Annotated in this window: 16 protein-coding genes and 1 pseudogene; 2 read left to right on the forward strand and 15 right to left on the reverse strand. The window is 50.3% G+C overall.

Annotation, left to right across the window (positions count from 1 at the left end; all coding sequences use genetic code 11):
- Positions 1–6: 6 nt before the first annotated feature.
- The 12 genes from FJ023_03245 to hypF form a co-directional block, all read right to left on the reverse strand.
- A complete protein-coding gene (locus FJ023_03245; protein ID MBM4446353.1) occupies positions 7–789 on the reverse strand; it encodes a DUF2437 domain-containing protein in 783 nt (260 codons plus the stop codon).
- Positions 790–810: 21 nt separating this feature from the next.
- Positions 811–1,677, reverse strand: a complete 867-nt coding sequence (locus tag FJ023_03250) for a 5,10-methylenetetrahydrofolate reductase (protein ID MBM4446354.1) — start codon at positions 1,675–1,677, stop codon at positions 811–813.
- Positions 1,678–1,703: 26 nt separating this feature from the next.
- Positions 1,704–2,387 carry a 5,10-methylenetetrahydrofolate reductase gene (locus tag FJ023_03255; GenBank protein ID MBM4446355.1) on the reverse strand — a complete coding sequence of 228 codons (684 nt, stop codon included), beginning with the start codon at positions 2,385–2,387 and terminating at the stop codon, positions 1,704–1,706.
- The gene (locus FJ023_03260; protein MBM4446356.1) at positions 2,384–2,902 is read right to left on the reverse strand and encodes a hydrogenase maturation protease; all 519 of its coding nucleotides are present in this window, start codon (positions 2,900–2,902) and stop codon (positions 2,384–2,386) included. Before FJ023_03260 ends, FJ023_03255 begins: the two co-directional genes overlap by 4 nt.
- Positions 2,880–4,439 (reverse strand): nickel-dependent hydrogenase large subunit, encoded by a 1,560-nt coding sequence (locus FJ023_03265; GenBank protein ID MBM4446357.1) that lies wholly within the window; start codon positions 4,437–4,439, stop codon positions 2,880–2,882. Before FJ023_03265 ends, FJ023_03260 begins: the two co-directional genes overlap by 23 nt.
- Positions 4,440–4,442: 3 nt before the next feature.
- Positions 4,443–5,339 (reverse strand): hydrogenase small subunit, encoded by an 897-nt coding sequence (locus FJ023_03270; protein MBM4446358.1) that lies wholly within the window; start codon positions 5,337–5,339, stop codon positions 4,443–4,445.
- 149 nt (positions 5,340–5,488) lie between these two features.
- Positions 5,489–5,809 (reverse strand): two pore domain potassium channel family protein, encoded by a 321-nt coding sequence (locus FJ023_03275; GenBank protein ID MBM4446359.1) that lies wholly within the window; start codon positions 5,807–5,809, stop codon positions 5,489–5,491.
- A gap of 163 nt (positions 5,810–5,972) precedes the next feature.
- On the reverse strand, positions 5,973–6,980 hold the full coding sequence (gene hypE / locus FJ023_03280) for a hydrogenase expression/formation protein HypE (GenBank protein ID MBM4446360.1): 1,008 nt from the start codon (positions 6,978–6,980) through the stop codon (positions 5,973–5,975).
- A gap of 131 nt (positions 6,981–7,111) precedes the next feature.
- Positions 7,112–8,197 (reverse strand): hydrogenase formation protein HypD, encoded by a 1,086-nt coding sequence (gene hypD / locus FJ023_03285; protein ID MBM4446361.1) that lies wholly within the window; start codon positions 8,195–8,197, stop codon positions 7,112–7,114.
- Positions 8,197–8,922 carry a hypothetical protein gene (locus FJ023_03290; protein MBM4446362.1) on the reverse strand — a complete coding sequence of 242 codons (726 nt, stop codon included), beginning with the start codon at positions 8,920–8,922 and terminating at the stop codon, positions 8,197–8,199. Before FJ023_03290 ends, hypD begins: the two co-directional genes overlap by 1 nt.
- Positions 8,909–9,139, reverse strand: a complete 231-nt coding sequence (locus FJ023_03295) for a HypC/HybG/HupF family hydrogenase formation chaperone (protein ID MBM4446363.1) — start codon at positions 9,137–9,139, stop codon at positions 8,909–8,911. Before FJ023_03295 ends, FJ023_03290 begins: the two co-directional genes overlap by 14 nt.
- Positions 9,140–9,149: 10 nt before the next feature.
- Complete coding sequence (gene hypF / locus FJ023_03300; GenBank protein ID MBM4446364.1) at positions 9,150–11,453, reverse strand: carbamoyltransferase HypF; 2,304 nt, start codon at positions 11,451–11,453, stop codon at positions 9,150–9,152.
- A 151-nt stretch (positions 11,454–11,604) separates the two neighbouring features.
- Between hypF and FJ023_03305 the strand changes: the two genes are divergently transcribed.
- Positions 11,605–12,477: a DegV family protein gene (locus FJ023_03305; protein ID MBM4446365.1), complete on the forward strand. Its 873-nt coding sequence runs from the start codon at positions 11,605–11,607 to the stop codon at positions 12,475–12,477.
- Positions 12,416–13,042 carry a glycerol-3-phosphate acyltransferase gene (locus tag FJ023_03310; protein MBM4446366.1) on the forward strand — a complete coding sequence of 209 codons (627 nt, stop codon included), beginning with the start codon at positions 12,416–12,418 and terminating at the stop codon, positions 13,040–13,042. Before FJ023_03305 ends, FJ023_03310 begins: the two co-directional genes overlap by 62 nt.
- A gap of 74 nt (positions 13,043–13,116) precedes the next feature.
- Here the strand turns inward: FJ023_03310 and FJ023_03315 are convergent.
- The 3 genes and pseudogenes from FJ023_03315 to plsX form a co-directional block, all read right to left on the reverse strand.
- A pseudogene (locus FJ023_03315) lies at positions 13,117–15,778 on the reverse strand (aldehyde dehydrogenase family protein).
- A gap of 37 nt (positions 15,779–15,815) precedes the next feature.
- Positions 15,816–16,157, reverse strand: a complete 342-nt coding sequence (locus FJ023_03320) for a hypothetical protein (GenBank protein MBM4446367.1) — start codon at positions 16,155–16,157, stop codon at positions 15,816–15,818.
- A gap of 94 nt (positions 16,158–16,251) precedes the next feature.
- Positions 16,252–17,250: a phosphate acyltransferase PlsX gene (gene plsX, locus FJ023_03325; protein ID MBM4446368.1), complete on the reverse strand. Its 999-nt coding sequence runs from the start codon at positions 17,248–17,250 to the stop codon at positions 16,252–16,254.
- Positions 17,251–17,375 lie beyond the last annotated feature (125 nt).

Consider the following 17,375-nt stretch of genomic DNA (forward strand, 5'->3'; position numbering starts at 1 on the left):
AGCTAGTCACTGCTGGGCGATGACGAAATTTTTCAGCGTGCCGATGTTTTCTATTCTGACTTCAACCACATCGCCCGTATTCATTGGGCCGATACCTGATGGTGTGCCTGTGGCTATGATATCGCCAGGGAGCAGCGTCATTACACCGGAAATAAAGCTGATGAGCTTGGATGTTCCGAAGATAAGGTCGCTGGTATAAGCCGACTGGCGCAGTTCGCCGTTGAGGTACGTTTCGAGTTTCAGGTTGTCTGGACTGGCTTCTGTCTCTATCCATGGGCCTATGGGGGCGAAGGTGTCATAACCCTTAGCTCTTGTCCACTGACCATCTTCAGCCTGATTATGGCGCTCGCTGACATCATTGACACAAGTATAACCAAGTACGTATTCCTTTGCCTCTTCTTCTGGAACATCCTTTGCCTTCTTGCTGATGACTACACCCAGCTCACCTTCGTAGTCAACGCGCTTCCAGCCGCGGGGCAGGACGATTTTGTCGTCGGGGCCGATGGCAGCAGTGGATGGTTTGAGGAAGATGAGCGGCACTGAAGGCATGGGCAGTTTCATCTCCTCAACGTGGCTGCGATAATTGAGTCCCAGGCAGATTATCTTGGAGGGGAGACAGGGGGCGAGCAGCCTGACCTCATCCAGTTTGTAGGTACTACCGTCAAGTGTAGATGTGCTGCTAAAATGCTTAAAATGAGAAAAGGGGCTGCCGCGGAGTCCGCTTATGGTATTTTGGGCTAGCAGACCATATTTGGCTCTACCCTTGGCAACAAAGCGAACGATTCGCAAATCTGCCCCCTTATCCTAGTGTTACAATTTAGCAGCATCGAGAATTGCTGGCACCTTGGATTCCAGGCCGATAGCCATTATGTGTGTGCCCTGGCACATGCCCTTCATCTCATTTATCAGGCGGGCAGCTATCTCCACACCCTTCTGCAATTTGTTCTCGGCTTTGTCCATCTCGTCAATAAGCTCATCCGGGACATGTATACCGGCTACGTTCTTATTCATGAATTTGGCCATAGCTGCTGACCTGAGCACTACTATACCGACTAAAACTGGCACGCCGAATTTCTTAGCTTCTTTCATAAAGGCTTCGAACGTTTTGGGCTCGTAGATGGCCTGGGTCTGGAAGAACTGGGCGCCGGCCTTTACCTTTCTTTCCATTTTGATGAGCTGCGGTTCGACAGGGTCGGCTCCGGGAGTAACACAGGCGCCGAGAAAGAACTTGGGTGTGCCCTTTAGTTCTTTGCCAGCTAAATCCTTGCCCTGTTCCAGTTGCTGGGCAGCATGCAGCAAGGAGACGGAGTCGAGGTCGAAAACAGGTTTGGCATCAGGATGGTCTCCTAAAGTTACATAGTCTCCGGTGAGACAGAGAACATTCTCAACACCCATAACGTAAGCACTGAGCAAGTCCGATTGGAGGGCGATACGGTTGCGGTCTCGACAGGTCATCTGGAACACTGGCTCGACGCCTTTTTGGTTGAGCAAGTGACAAGCAACCAGTGACCCCAGCCTCATGACAGCGCTCTGCTGGTCGGTGCAGTTCACGGCATCCACTCTGCCTTTAAGTAATTCGGCATTCTCGTTGAACTCATGGATATCCACACCCTTAGCTGGGCCGATTTCAGCGGTGACCACAAACTTGCCGTTCTGAAGTTTTTCACGCAGACTCATAGTATGGTTACCTCCTTCAAGGATAGCTAAACTTTTGTTTCTTGTTGCTCCAGTGCCCACATTATGGTGGACCTTAGTTCCTTTGGCGGCTGCATTTTGGCGTAGTTCTTGACTATCGGCATGGTTTGCATTTTATCCAGCCGACCTAGTTTTTTCAGCCTCTCGTAGATTAAGTGCCAGCCGCAATCGCGTACATCGGGTTCAACCTCGCACTTGCCGTTTTTGGCACCGCCGCAAGGCCCGTTAATGAGCCATTTGGTGCAGGCGGTCAGAGGGCAAATGCCGCCGGTCAAATCGAGCACACAGTCGCCGCATTCACGGCAACGCTCGCTGCCCCGCCATTCCCCACGGCTACCACCAACATTGATGGTATTAGCCGCCGGATGGACCAGTTTGTTTACCACGGCAGCAGTAGCCTGGACTCCGATACCGCAGGTCATTACCAACAGGGAATCGGCAGCATCTATTTCATCCTCATGAGGAAACAGTCTGGTCTTAACCAGCGCTTTGTCACAGAGAAAATCGACAACGCAATAGCCGGTGACGGTCTTGCCTTCCTGCCCCAGTTTCTGCTTCATTTCCAGAACCTGAGGTTCATCGCCAGTCTGGCAGACCTCAGCACAACCTTTGCAGCCGACTATAAAGATTTTCTTGTCCCCGTCTAAATAGCCCAGGATTTCCGGAAGCGGCTTTAATTCAGAGATTATCATTTGTCTACCTCCATAGCTGTGGTTTCCTCTATCTCCTTGAGAACTAAATTGATTATTTTGGGTATTTTTTCTTCGACTTCTGGGGAGAGGTCAATTCCGAAGTCCATTGTTTTGGGTTCGATTCCGATGATGACCGTAGATTTTGGTTGTCTGTCAAACAAGGCCATCGTTCTCACGCTGTCTAAAACACCCATCTCGTGCAGGGAAATAGACGGTGCTGAGTCCAGGTCTACGTCATTTAAGCTGAACCGATAGATGGTACCTGGTCTATCGCCGGCCTTGACGGCATCGATGATGATTAATTTGTCTGTGCTGTCATTTACCAGAGACAGGAAGTCGGGGTAAGTGCCAGCGTCAATTATATTGACATTGGCGTTGTCCACAACGCCGGCTAGTTTTTCAACCAGATGTACGCCTATACCTTCGTCTTTGAGCAACAGGTTGCCTATGCCAAGAACTGTGATTCTGGGACTGCGGCGAAGCGTTTGCGTCTCAGCGGACTTTGTGTATTCCAAGAGTTCTCCCTTTAAGTGTAATCACGTGTATGGCACAAGCCAGGCAGGGATCGAAGGAGCGGATAATACGCCCGAGCTCAAAGGGATTCTTTTCATCCTTTATCTTGGTACCGATAAGGGCTTGCTCTACCGGCCCTGGCTGCCCATTGTCATCTTTAGGAGACATATTCCAAGTGCTTGGCACGACGCACTGATAATTGGCAATTTTCTTATCTTTAATCTCGATCCAGTGTCCCAGAGCACCTCGGGCACCGTCAACCAGCCCCATTCCGAAGGCTTCGTCGGGTAAGGTGTAATCTATGTAAGCTGGTTCGCCGGGCTTGAGCTGGAGCAGCCACTCGGGCATAGAATCGGCCAGGAACTTGGTGTAGAGGGCACGGGCAGCATGGCGGCCGAGTACTGAGAATAGAGCATTGGGGCTGGCGTTAAACTTGGAGAGCACGGAATCAACCAGTTGCTTTACCGTTGGCTCGCCGCTGGCATAGGTAGCTGCTATACGGGCCAGCGGACCAACTTCATAGACTTTGCCATCGTACCGAGGAGCTTTCACCCATGAGTAGGCATCTTTCTTGCCCATCTGAGGCTCGGTCATACCTTTGGACGGATGCTTGCCGGTGCTCGACTCGGCATACCAGGAGTGTTTCACATACTCCATAATCTTGTTCGTGTCGATGGCACCAAGCTTGAGGTCGGTTGAAATCGTTCCCTGCTTCATAAACCTCTTCCTCTTGGTGTAGTCAGGATTATTGCCTTCGAGGTCGAAACTTCCGTAAGAAAGCAGATTGCCGCAACCGGCGCCGATTTCGAAATAGTCAGGATAGGCTTCAGCTACTGCCAGGACATCAGGAATATAGACATTGTTGACGAAGTCCCTTAGCTCATTCAGCATCCACAGGAAAGAGGCTATTTTGTCTACGGTAACCGTCGCAGTGACTCCGCCCGGGATGACTGCCATATTGTGGGGCATTTTGCCGCCGAAAATAACCAGCATTTCCTGCCCCTTGCGCCTCATCTCCAGAGCCTTGACATAATGAGCCAGGGCGCCTATGTTCATCTGGTCGCTGAGCCGGTAATCGCCTTCGTAGCGAGGCACAAATGGGGCCAGCTCTCCTCGCTTGGCAAATTCTTTGACTGAATTCAAATCTGGGTCGTTGCCATCGTACTTGAGCGCCTTGGTGACGTCCACGTAATCCAGAGCTGCCAGATGATAGAAGTGCAGTATGTGGTCGGAGACGTGGGCTGCTCCCAGTATGAGATTGCGGATAATCCGGCCGTTATCGGGTATCTTATCGGCAAGACCAAAAGCGCTATCCAAATTCAGAGTGGCGGCTATAGAATGGCTTGTGGGACAGACGCCACAGATACGCTGAGTATACATTTGGGCATCACGGGGGTCTCTACCACGGAGGATGATTTCGAGGCCTCGGAACATCATGCCTGAACTGTGAGCCTCTTTTACCACACCATTCTCGGTGACAACTTCAACCTTAAAATGTCCTTCAATACGAGTGACAGGGTCAACTACAATCTTGCTCAATTTCTATTTCTCCTTTCCTCGGAGTTTGCCTATAGCGGGCATGTTGGCGTCGCTTAATTTCTGATAGACAGGAGCCACCAAATCGGGAAATCCGGGCTCGCAGCAGCCGATGCAGGGCGAACCGGCATCGATGCACCAGTTTGTTCCATGGTTCCATTTCCTCAATGGGCAATCTGCATGAGTAACCGGCCCCTTGCAGCCAAGCTCGTTGAGGCACCCAGGCTCCCCGAACTTCCTGGCAAATTTTCCTTCATCAAAATAGGCTCGTCTGGGACAATTCTCATGTATTAAATTACCGTAGAAAACCTTGGGGCGTTTAAGTTCATCTAAATCTTCTGGTTTAGGTAAGCCTAGAAGCAGCACGGAGGCGACCGTGCCTATGAACCAGTCGGGGTGGGGTGGGCAACCTGGTAGATTGACTAAGGGCTTGTTGATTTTGCACGATTTCAAAAATTTGTCGGTGCCGATATAACCACCGGGGTTAGGCTTGCCAGCAGCGATACCGCCGTAGGCAGCGCAGGTGCCCAGGGCGATGACTGCCAGAGCATCCTTGGCTAAAGCTTCAACCCGCTCTGTCATGGGCACCGGTTTGTCGTTTTTCTCACCAAGTGCTCCGTAGATACCACCATCTTTGGTGGGTATGGCGCCTTCGACTACCAGAACATAGCCGCCTTTATTTGTCTCTGGCATATTTTCGAGGACATGAATTGCGGCTTCTCCTTCGCCAGCCATTACGGTCGCCTGGAATTTCAGGCTTACATGTTTACCGGGTACAACTTCATCGATAAGGACATTCTTGATGTTTGGGCTAACTGTATTGAGGACTGTGACTGAACATCCGGTGCAAGTACCTGTCTGTATCCAGACAACCGGAATTTCTTGAACGTTTGCTTTAGGCATTCGACCCCCTTTCTTTGCCAAGAGTTGCCAACCGCAAATTCTACAGGTTTGTGGCGATTAATGCAAGTAGATTCGGTGGCAATTTTTAGATAGGGGTAGCACTCCCTAAACTATACTGCCACTTCTCTTAGCAGAAGGACGAGGAAATCTTATGGCAACTTGCCCCTCTTCTTCCTTCTTTCTACTATTCTATCCTCTCTCCTTTTGAGATAGCTCGTCCCGATTATACTGAGGGAAGTCAATGCTATTGCTGCCCCTATAAGAATATAAAATGCAGTGAACAGGCGGCAGGCGTCAGAAGTCGGGTGCAAGTCTCCGTAACCGGTTGTGGTAAAGGTCGAAACAGAGAAATAGAAGCATTGAATCCATGTCCATCCCTCAAAATATCTATATGTCACCGTGCCCATTATAATAACCATTATTAACGCGAAAGAAGCGGATACTATTTGTGCTCTTATGTTTGATAACATGGCTCCCCTTTCCTGAACGTACTTTCAATTAAAAACGTGCATTCTTTTTCATGCAAAGCATCAATAAGGCATACAGTATTGCCCTTGGCTCTTTACAAGGGCTGATAAACATAAGGTTTCGTTCTTCCCTGCTTAGCAAGGGAGGAGGGATGGGTTGCTAGAACTAGCATATCCGGGGCAGAAGCTCTCCGCTAAGCATATCAACGATGCGGGATGCCCCGAGCCGCGTCTTCATTATCACCTTGCCTTTGTACTCATCGGTTACCTCACCGATGATGGCAGCTTCGGCACCATATTGATTCCGTTTCATCTTGGCCAGAACCATTTGGGCATCGTCTGCGGTGACTATAGCTACCAGCTTGCCTTCATTAGCGACATAAAGCGGGTCGAAGCCGAGAAGCTCGCAGGCAGCTCGTACGCCATCATGTATAGGTATCTTTCCCTCTTCTATCCTGATGCCCACTTTGGACTGTTTGGCAAATTCGTTGAGTGTGGTGGCTAAGCCGCCTCGAGTTGGGTCACGCAGGGAATGAATTTGCGATGAGTCTTCCGCCATCTGCGACACCAGTTTGTTCAAGGGGGCGCAGTCGCTTTGAACTGGGACTGAGAACTTCAGCCCTTCGCGCTGGCTCATCACCGCAATGCCGTGGTCGCCGATGGTACCGCTGAGGATAATTTTGTCGCCTACTTTGGCATTAGCCCCTGATATATCTATACCCTGTGGGACGATACCTATGCCCGAGGTGTTGATGAACAGTTTATCAGCACCGCCCCGGTTTACCACCTTGGTATCGCCGGTGACTATCTTCACTCCAGCTTCTTCAGCGGCAGCTTTTATTGAGCTGACTATCTTTTTCAGTTCGCCGAGCGTTAAGCCTTCTTCTATAATGAACGATAGGCTCAGGTACAGTGGTGTGGCTCCGCTCATGGCTATGTCGTTAATGGTGCCGCAGACAGCTAGCTTTCCAATGTCGCCGCCGGGGAAGAAGATGGGACTAACTACATAGCTGTCAGTGGTGAAGGCAAGGCGACCGCTGAGGTCGAAAACTGCCGAATCGTCCAGTTTGGCTAATAGCGGATTGGCTAGAGGCGGCAGGAAATTTTTCTCTATCAGCTCATGACTCAGCCGGCTGCCGCTGCCATGAGCCAGCAGGATTATTTCATCATCCATAATCAGCTCCGTACTTATAGTAGAGAATGTAGGGCCAGGTCTTTAGACCTGTCCGAGGTGGACAGACCTGAAGGTCTGTCCCTACAGTTTTTCTCCTTACAAAGGAGAGGGGGATTAAGGGGGTGAGGTTGCTAAACAATTTCATATTGATAATAAGCGGCACAGGCACCTTCTGAAGATACCATGCATGGCCCTACAGGTTGCTCTGGAAAACAGGCCTTGCGGAATAGCTTGCACTCATTAGGAGTCTTTACACCGCGAAGGATATCGCCGCAGATGCAGCCCTTCGCTTCTCGGACCGGCTCCAGGGTTACTGAAAAGGCTAGCTCGGCGTCGAAACGTCCGTATTCCTTTCTCAGTTTCAGGCCGCTGGCTGGAACAACGCCTATACCTCTCCAATCGGCGCCACTGACTTCAAAAACGCTGTCCATTAGCTTTAAGGCTGTTATGTTACCTTCAGGCTTAACGCCACGGCGGTAGGCTATCTCCACCCGCGGCTTGCCGCTTTCGATTTGCTCCACCAGCATGGCTACGGACTGCAGAATATCCAGCGGCTCGAAGCCTGAGACTACGCAGGCAACGCCGTAGTCGCGGGGGATGAATTCGTAGTGACGAGAGCCAATTATGGCACTGACATGCCCAGGGCAAACGATGCCGTCCAGCTTGAGCTCACCCAAATCAAGGATAGCTTTCATTATTGGTGGGCATAGCTTCAGCAGGCAGAGGACGTAAAAGTTTCTGATTCCTTCATTTTCAGCCTGAAAAATGGAGGCGGCGATGGTTGGGCTGGTGGTCTCAAAGCCGATGCCGATGAAGATAACCGACCGTGTTGGGTTGTCCCTGGCAATTTGCAGAGCATCTTGGGTGGAGTAGACAATGCGGATATCAGCCTCTTCTGCTCTGACTTTCTGCAGGCTGGAATAGCTGCCGGGGACTTTCATCATATCGCCGAAGGTGGTGATAATGACATCGGGCAAGCGGGCCAGGGCAATAGCTTTATCTATATCGGCGTTGGCGGTAACACACACCGGGCAGCCCGGGCCAGAGAGCATCTCTACAGTTGGGGGAAGAAGCTGGCGGATACCGTTTCTCATGATGGCTACGGTGTGCCCGCCGCAGAACTCCATCAGCCTGGCTGGCCTTTTCGACAGTTGCTCTATTCTGGCTACCAGCTTTTTGCCCAGCTCAACATCCCGGTATTCATCAATAAATTTCACTATTCGACTCTTTCTTCCAGGACAGTTTCACCAGCAAGCTTCCCGTTGGTTAGCTGCAACAACGCCTGCTCGGCTTGCTCGAGATTATTTGCCAAATCTTCAAGAAGGCTTAGATACTCTGCAGACTTGTTTTTAAATTTATCCAGGTACTTCTGCTTTATCGCCGGGTCTGAGTTACCGATGCTGTCCCCAATGTTAGTGAGGACGTACTCATTAGTATTCTTGTAGCTCATGGCTAAGTGCTCTGCGCCATTCAGCGTCGACTGAAGCTGGTTGCACAGATCCAGCCACTGGGGCATGGTGGAATTATCGGACGGCCTTGTTGCTCGTACCTTTTCCGCCATCTCTAAAGACATATCGCAATAAAGCACTAGAGTCCCTGCCGATTCTGGCCGCGGCAGCATCTCGGGCAGGGGGATCCACTTACAGCCGCTGCTTTCATCAAATGACCCTTTTGTAGTCACATACTCACCCAGCTTACATACGTCACTCGGCGGCACTTCCAGGCCAATAACGGAAAACTCATCCCAGGTGAAATCTTTGAGCTCCAAGGCTATACCACGAGTCTCCTCAATATAACCCTTCATCGCATCATAGGGGTCGACAGGCTTGCGTTCCTCAATTCGGTTGAGACTTCTGGGGACCCACAATAAAGCCAGGCCGGCGAGCAAAAGCACAACTCCAGCAACCAAAGCGGCATGCAATACGTACCTATTCCGCTTCATCGCCAAGCCTCACCATCTCCTCCAATATCTTCAGTGTCTCCTGGGCTTCGGCTTCGTCGATAACGTTTATGGCATAGCCGGTGTGTAGCAGGACATAATCGCCGACCTTGGCCTCCGGGGTAAGCATTATGCTGACTCGGCGTTTTACACCGCCGATTTCCACCTCAGCTTCATTGCCGTCTATCGAAGTAACCTGTACTGGAACAGCTAAACACATAGTTTTCCTTTCAACTGAAATTGGCGATGACGGCCTGGCCTAAGGAGATACCGCCGTCATTACATGGCACCTGCTTATGGGTTAACACCGAAAAGTCGACAGATTCAAGCAAAGGCACGACTTTTCTTAGCAGCAACCGATTCTGGAAGACACCGCCGCTCAAGGCTACCCGGTTAATTCCGGTCTTCTTGGCTATCAATTGACACATCTTGCATATCATCTGGGCTGCGGTATTGTGAAATCGGGCTGATATTGTAGCTTTAGACACGTCTTGATATAAATCCTTGACTATGGCAGAAAGCAGCTCTTTGAGCTGGATGATATTTGTCCCATCATGCTCAACTATAGAATATGGGTAACTGTCACTGCCGACTTCATCGCCAGCATCATAGGCTGCCATCTCAAGCTCGACAGCTGCCTGACCTTCATAATCTATCTCGCCCCTGATGCCTAGCAAGGCTGATACGGCATCGAATAGACGCCCCATACTCGAAGACAATGGTGAGTTAAGTCCGGTCTGGATTTGCCGCTTGATAAGCTCAATTTCAACAGCATCAACTTGCTTCAAGAAACCTAGTTTGGGGCTGATGGAGTCCTCTCCCAGTAGCTTGAGAAGGTAGCCTATGGCAGTTCGGTACGGCCTTCTGATGGCAGCAGCTCCACCGGGCAAAGGGAGGTACTCAAGGTGCCCCATTCTCTGGAAACCTTTGTAATCAGCGGCCAGAAATTCTCCTCCCCAGATGCGCCCATCGCTACCATATCCCGTGCCGTCTAAAGCCACACCGATAACCGGCGACTCTACTCCATTGTCAACCATACAGCTAACGATGTGGGCATGATGGTGCTGAACCGGCACGAGCTTAAGATGGCTGAACTGGCTACCCAGCTCCAGCGCGTATTTGGTTGAAAGGTATTCCGGATGGAGGTCATAGGCAACGATTTCAGGCTCGATACGGAACAGCTTTTTATACAGAGCTAATGTGTTTTCGAAATGTTCCATGGTCTCCAGGTTTTCCATGTCGCCGATATGCTGGCTGATGAAGGCATAATTGTCTTTGGTTAAACAGAAAGTGTTCTTCTCCTCAGCACCACAGCCGAGCACCTGCTTAGCTGTGAAAGGTAGGTGAATAGGATACGGTGCATAGCTGCGAGCACGCCGTGTAAGCTGGAGCTCGCCTCTTTCGATGACAGTCACACTGTCGTCATACCTGGCATGTATGTCACGGTTATGGACCAGGAAGCAATCAGCAATTCCCAAGAGCCGTCTGACAGCCTCATCGTTATCTTTGGCAATCGGCTCCTCGCTGATATTGCCGCTGGTCATTACCAACGGCAGTCCTATATCTCTGAGCAAGAGATGATGCAGTGGAGTGTATGGTAGCATCACACCAAGGTATTTAAGGTTTGGAGTTACTGCCTCGCATACCGTGGACTCTGGCTTCCACCCCATCAGCACTATTGGACTCTGCGCCGATGTAAGCAGCTTTTCTTCTATTTCAGATACGTAGCAATGTCTCTTAGCTTCCTCTATGTCGGCGACCATTATGGCTAGTGGCTTGAATGGGCGTCTCTTTCTCTGGCGCAGCAGTTCAACAGCTTTCTCACTGGTGGCATCGCAGGCCAGGAGAAAACCACCCAGACCCTTGATGGCAAGAATTTTTCCTTCTTTGAGAAGACGGCTGGCAATGACAATGACGTCGGATGTTTCGACATGATTTCCCTTGACATCGAGCAGTTCCAGCTCTGGCCCGCATTTGGGGCAGGCATTGGGCTGAGCGTGGAAACGGCGGTCTAAAGGGTTTTTGTACTCTATCTGGCAATCAGTGCACATCTGAAAGGAGCGCATGGTGGTTTTGGGACGGTCGTAGGGAATGTCTTCTATAATGGTGAAGCGGGGGCCGCAATTGGTACAGTTAGTGAAGGGGTAATGGTAGCGTCTGTCTTCGGGGTTGAAGATTTCCTCAAGGCAGGCCAGGCAAGTAGCGATGTCCGGAGACACCAGTTGATATTTGTCTGCTTCGGCGATGCTACTACGGATTTCAAAGTTTGTGTAGTCTGTCGGCGGATGATAGGTAACAGTTATGCTTTCTATGCGAGCCAGCGGCGGTGCCTTATCTTGGAGGTCAAACAAGAAACGCTTCAGATCTTTGCTTTCACCTTGAACTTCAATTTTAACATCCTCGGAGGTATTGCAAACCCAGCCTTTCAGGTTGTATTTAGCAGCCAGCTGATAAACGAAAGGCCTGAAGCCAACCCCCTGAACCACGCCGCGAGTGCTTATTCGAGCTAATTCTACTGTTCCAACTCTAGCCATAAACAAATGAATTGTACTTCAGGCGAGTGCCGAGGGCAAATTTGAAATCTTTTCTTCGCAGATTCGCCTACACCTGCTTGACAGCGATGATATATGGTGCTACGATAGCCTCGTTATCCGAGGCATAACACATTATGTTAACTGGAAAGGCATGACCAGCACCACTATTATCGCTGACAGCATTGCCTGCATTACAAAAAAGCAAGCCGAGGACTATGGGATTAGAATAATCCCGGTCAATATATTATTCAACGGCCACGTTTATCGAGACTTTATAGACCTGAGTTCAACTCAGGCCTATGAGTTTCTGGAAAAAGCTCCCGAATTCTGGAAAAGTTCCGCGCCTTCTCCTGAGGACTACCTTGAGGCCTACCGGGAACTCAGTAAGCATGCTCGTAGTATCCTAGTGGTCACCATATCCTCAAAACTGAGCATGTTCTACTGCAGTGCCCAAAATGCTAAAGAGATATTCAAGGAAGAGTCACCTCAAACTGCCATTGAAGTTCTTGACAGCGAAACCGTTGCCGCTGCTGAAGGTCTTATCGCTTTGGCAGCAGCCAGAGCAGCCGCCGAGGGTAAGTCTTTTGATGAAGTCATTTCCATAGCTAAAAAAGTTAAAGGACGGGTTAAATTCGTTGGTCTTCTGGAAACCATTCGCCATGTCTATAGAACCGGAAGGATGCCTAAAGTTGCCTCTGAAATAGGCTCTATGCTTTCCATTAAGCCCATTCTAACCGGTTCCAATGGCAACATCCACTTCGCCGCCGCTGCTAGAACTAAACAGAGCGGGATTGAAAAAATGCTCAAGATAATGAGAAATCACGTAGTCAATTCGGAGCCGGTCCACGTGGCGGTTATGCACGCTGACGCCTTGAAAGAAGCTGAAAAACTCAAGGAAAAGATAGCCGCTGAGTTCAACTGCGCTGAGCTCTTTATAACTGATTTCAGCCCCATTATGGGTTATGCCACCGGTCGGGGAACACTCGCTCTGGCTTATTACAAGGAAGACCGCTTTGATAAATGAGGTCATAGCAGTAGTTCTGGGTTATCTAATAGGCTCCATTCCTTCCGCTTACATTATCGGCCGTTTGATGGGGAAGATTGATGTGCGCCAGGAGGGTGATGGCCGTATAAGCGCAGCGGCTGTCCACAGGAAGTTGGGTGTTGTTCCTTTTGTATTGGTTGTTGCAATGGATGTGGGCGAAGGAGCGCTAGCTGTATTGATTGCCAGTATGCTCACTGAATCTCTTGTGGTAGTGATGATTGCCGGCTTTGCTGCAGTGGTCGGCCATAACTGGTCCGTCTTTTTGAAATTCAAAGGGGGGCTGGGGGCCACTACGATTTATGGAGTGCTTGTTTGCCTAGTATGGTGGCACTTTTTGATAGTGGCGGCGATAGCCTTCACACTCTTCTTGATCATACGAAAATCAGGGCTGAGCACTGCCATTTTAATTATTACGTTATCCATTGTTCTTTTGGTCCAGAGCTTGTTTCAGAACGCACCCCTTATTCTAGCAATATATCCTCTCATTCTTATTCTGCTCATGGTTCTAAAGCGTTTCCAGATAAGCAGAACAGGTCCCCGATGACTCCTTACTGGAGAGATCAACTGAGAGGCCAGTTATTCAGTTATTTCATGCCCCTCTATATCATGGTCTTAGCTCTAATAAGCCTGGCTGTAAATTTGCAGAACTTCATTCGGGTCACTGACAGGGCGCCCATTGAATAGGACAGCCGTATCGGCAATAGCATGGAAGGCGCATATGGCCAGGTTCTCTTCCGGAACGCCCACGTCGCGCAGCCTCATCGGATGGCCCACTTTTGTCATCAGTGCTTCCACTGCGTCCGCTGCTGCCAGGGCGGCATCGCGCTCCGCCATGCCGCTGGTGTTAACGCCCAGGGCCTGTGCTACCTGAGCTAGTTTGTCAGCCGCGTGATCGACGTTGTACCGCATCACCTTCGGGAGCACTATGCCGCAAGCTGCCCCATGTGGGACATGGTATAGTGTCCCTATAGTATGCGCCATACCATGTGCCAGGCCGACCTGGGCCATGGTGAATGCCCAACCTGCCATGGTGGCTGCTAACTGCAAATTGAGCCGTGCCTTTTCATTCTCGCCATCGGCTACCACGAGCGGTAGGTTCTCGTGGATCAGGCGTATAGCCTGCAATGCTTGACCGTCACATATCTTGTTTGCCATGGTGCTTGTCATAGCCTCGATGGCATGTGTCAGGGCATCCATGGCGGTGGATACGGTTATATCCTTGGGGAAAAGACGTGGTGAAGCGCGGGTCCAGAATAGCCACATTTGGCATGATTCGTGTGTCGACTATGAACAGTTTACGTCCCGCGCCTTTGCTTGTGAGTACGGCTATGCTTGTTACTTCACTGCCGGTTCCCGCTGTTGTTGGAATGGCGATATGAGGGGTTTGAGGCTCAGTGAGTACCAACATGTTCAGATGGTCATTCGCCTTGCCGCCGTTCTTTAAGGTCACACAGACCCCTTTGGCAGTATCGATAACGCTCCCACCACCCACGCTTACGATACAGTCCGCCTTCAGTTCGCGGGCCATGGCAGTGGCCGCATCTACTGTTTCCAGATCGGGATCCGACGGGATATTGTCATAGATACCCACGCAGAAATCCGCAAGGGCATTCTTCGCCAGCTCAGCCAGCCCGGCCTGCCTTACGCCGGGATCGGTAAGAATCAAAGCCCTGCGGCAGCCAAGATCCGCAACTGCCTTGTAGATTGAGCTCAGAGCTCCGTGGCCAGCGACTACATTAGTCGGACAGTTGTACGAAAAACCGTCTACCTTTTTATAGTCCGACATAAGTTGAAAGGAGATATTCGTCTTATGGTCGGCCAGGGCGGACACATGTATTCTCTTGATCTGGGTATATTCATGTAATCCCGCGAGCCCCAGCTCACGTCCTACGCCGGACTGCTTATACCCACCAAAGGGGCAGAAATCGGCAAAGACGTGGTAATTGTTTATCCACATTGTTCCGGTACGTACCCCGCGGGCTACACGCTCGGCCCTGGCGGTGTTAGAAGAAAATACCCCTCCTCCCAGGCCATAAATGGAGTCATTGGCAATTGCCACTGCTTCTTCATCGCTGTCGTATTTTATAACACAGACAACTGGGCCAAAGATCTCTTCCTGCGCGATACGCATTTTGTTGTTCACGTTGGCGAAAATGGTGGGAGCATAGTAGAATCCGCCATTGATTCCTTTAACCTCGACGCGTTTTCCACCTGTGATCAGTTCCGCTCCCTCTTCATTACCCATTTTGACGTAACGTTCGACTGTGGCCAATTGCGTCTTGCTGACAAGAGGCCCCATGTGCGAGTTAGGGTCCATCTGGTATCCGATGCGGATAGATTCAGCTCGCTTTTTCATCTTGTCGAGGAACTCATCATATATCTTTGATGAGACTAGTACGCGTGTACCTGATTCGCATATCTGTCCCTGGTGGAAGAAGGTGCCGAAAACGGCGCCCTCTACGGCCAGGTCCATATCAGCATCGTCAAGTATGATATTGGCCGATTTACCGCCGAGCTCGAGTGTCACTTTTTTCACCGTGTCGGATGCCAGTCTCATGATTTCACGTCCGACTTCCGTGCTGCCGGTAAAGGCTATCTTGCCCACATCGGGGTGGGTACAGAGAATTTTGCCCAGCTCTCCCCCTGGTCCGGTTATGACATTTACCACCCCGTTGGGAATGCCGGCCGCTTTGGCGGCTTCAGCAATGATAAGTGCGCTCAATGGGGTTGCCGAAGCCGGTTTCAAAACGATGGTATTTCCCATTACGAGGGCAGGGGCGATTTTCCAGAAAGCCATGGTCATGGGGAAGTTCCAGGGAATGATTCCCACGCATACGCCAATTGGCTCCCTGCGGATAAATTCACGGCCCGGTGCAAATACATTCCCTGAGATCTGGATCTCTTCCTCCCAGGGAAATTTTGTGGCCGCTACTAGACTCAGATTGCGCAATAACCCGATGCCGAGCAAGGGCCCGAACTTGGCGAGTCCCATGATCTGGTCTGAATCCATGCATTCAGTTGCAGCCAGACGTAGCCCCTGCTGTGCTACCTGGTCGGCAAAATCCTGAATTTTTGCCATACGGGCCACCGGGGACAACCCGCTCCAGCCCCCGCTGTCGAAAGCCTTACGTGAGGCGGCTATAGCCGCCTCTGCATCAGCCTTTCCCGCTTGTGCTACTGTTGCTATAGGAGCTTCAGTGCCAGGGTCGATCGATTCGAAGGTCTTTCCGTCTGCGGCGTCGACAAATTCTCCATCAATAAACAGTTTATATTGCTCCATTTGAACCCTCCCTATGATTTATTTTTTAAGTTTCAGGTCAAATCTTAATGTCACTGACACCGAAACCATCCCACTCGCTTATAGGTTTGCTTGATGTGAGAACAAATCCTTTTCTCTCCCTTTCATCCACGTAGGAGATGGTTACTTCACCAACAAGCTGGTAAGTATCGGGATTGATAACGAATGTCAGGCCTTCTAATTCTACGGTCAAATCCGTCTCAAGGATATTGTCCACGCGCAGACATAGTGAGGCATCGCAGCATCCGCTAAAATTGGTATCGATGCGAATAGGCTGCTGGGTACCTTTATCGGCTAGAAATGCTCTGATGGCATGGCTTACGCCTGGCTCCAGCTTGACTATGGAAATTTCTCTTTTCACTCCTTTTTTATACCATCAGGAGCAATTGTAGCACGTTATAGAGCGAACTTTAAGAGACTGTTTTCATCAGCACCACCAACTCTAAATACCAATACTATTCTGATGCGTAGTGGCCATTTTTGATGGCTTCGACTATACCCTGTCGTGCAGCGTGATAGGCCAAGTATATAGCGCTTTTGATGGCTTTGGCCCGACTACGGCCATGAGCTATGACGATGTTTCCTTCTAGCCCCAGTAAACATCCTCCACCGTATTCTTTGTAGTCCAGATTCTTAACAGTCGCGGTCAGTTGTACATACTGTGCTAGGGCAGCTCCCGTGAGGTAACGGTCGATTTTAGCGGCTTGCCCCAGCTCCAGCAAACTCTGGACAACTTGCGAGTATCCTTCTATAGTCTTAATCAATACGTTCCCGGTGAAGCCATCAGTAACAATTACATCAGCTTTCCCATGGAGGACATCAAAACCTTCTATATTGCCGATGAAATTCAAATCGGTCTTTTTTATGAGCTGATGGGCCTCTTTGGCCAGAGTGCTGCCCTTAAGTTCCTCTGAGCCAACGTTTAGTAATCCCACTCGTGGTGAGCTTATATCAAGAACCTGTTCAGCTAGAATGTTGGCGATCTGGGCAAATTGAACCAGAAAGATGGGGCGACAGTTGACATTGACCCCAGAATCAATAATTAGAGTCGGCTGAGGTTGGTTAAGGTAGGCTACGGCACACACTGCCAACCGCTGGACGCCCTCTACTGCCTTTAGATTGAGAAATGAGGCGACTACAGCGGCTCCCGTGCTACCAGCGGAGATGAAGCCGTCGGCGATACCATCTTTTACCAGCCTGGCTCCGACCACTACTGACGAATCCGGCTTATTTTGGACTCCCTGTATTGGATCCTCATCTTGCTCGACGACCTGGCTCGCCTCGATAATGCTAATATTCGGTTTTCTTGAATAACGCCGAAGCAACATCTCAAGCACAGGTTTGTTACCGACTAGCGCGATATCTATCGGGAACTCTCTAGCTGCTTCTATGGCCCCTTTAATCACTTCCCGGGGAGCGTAGTCACCGCCCATAGCATCTACAGCAATTAGCAATTCATTTACCTCCTATATCAAAAGGCCATGATCTTCAGTGCCCTACTGGATGGTTGAAGACTTTAGCGAGTTCTCCCTGTTTTGTCAAGGACGGGCGTCCTACATTTTTGAAAAGCTGAAGGCAA

The sequence above is a fragment of the Chloroflexota bacterium genome, assembly GCA_016875875.1.
GTDB lineage: Bacteria > Chloroflexota > Dehalococcoidia > GIF9 > UBA5629 > 9FT-COMBO-48-23.

What these genes read in the sequence shown, in the direction of transcription:
- hypF (MBM4446364.1), bottom strand. Translation starts at nt 11,453, where the DNA reads ATGGCTAGAGTTGGAACAGTAGAATTAGCTCGAATAAGCACTCGCGGC.
- FJ023_03255 (MBM4446355.1), bottom strand. Translation starts at nt 2,387, where the DNA reads ATGATAATCTCTGAATTAAAGCCGCTTCCGGAAATCCTGGGCTATTTA.
- FJ023_03275 (MBM4446359.1), bottom strand. Translation starts at nt 5,809, where the DNA reads ATGTTATCAAACATAAGAGCACAAATAGTATCCGCTTCTTTCGCGTTA.
- FJ023_03290 (MBM4446362.1), bottom strand. Translation starts at nt 8,922, where the DNA reads ATGAAGCGGAATAGGTACGTATTGCATGCCGCTTTGGTTGCTGGAGTT.
- FJ023_03295 (MBM4446363.1), bottom strand. Translation starts at nt 9,139, where the DNA reads ATGTGTTTAGCTGTTCCAGTACAGGTTACTTCGATAGACGGCAATGAA.
- FJ023_03305 (MBM4446365.1), top strand. Translation starts at nt 11,605, where the DNA reads ATGACCAGCACCACTATTATCGCTGACAGCATTGCCTGCATTACAAAA.
- FJ023_03310 (MBM4446366.1), top strand. Translation starts at nt 12,416, where the DNA reads ATGCCACCGGTCGGGGAACACTCGCTCTGGCTTATTACAAGGAAGACC.
- FJ023_03270 (MBM4446358.1), bottom strand. Translation starts at nt 5,339, where the DNA reads ATGCCTAAAGCAAACGTTCAAGAAATTCCGGTTGTCTGGATACAGACA.
- FJ023_03250 (MBM4446354.1), bottom strand. Translation starts at nt 1,677, where the DNA reads ATGAGTCTGCGTGAAAAACTTCAGAACGGCAAGTTTGTGGTCACCGCT.
- hypE (MBM4446360.1), bottom strand. Translation starts at nt 6,980, where the DNA reads ATGGATGATGAAATAATCCTGCTGGCTCATGGCAGCGGCAGCCGGCTG.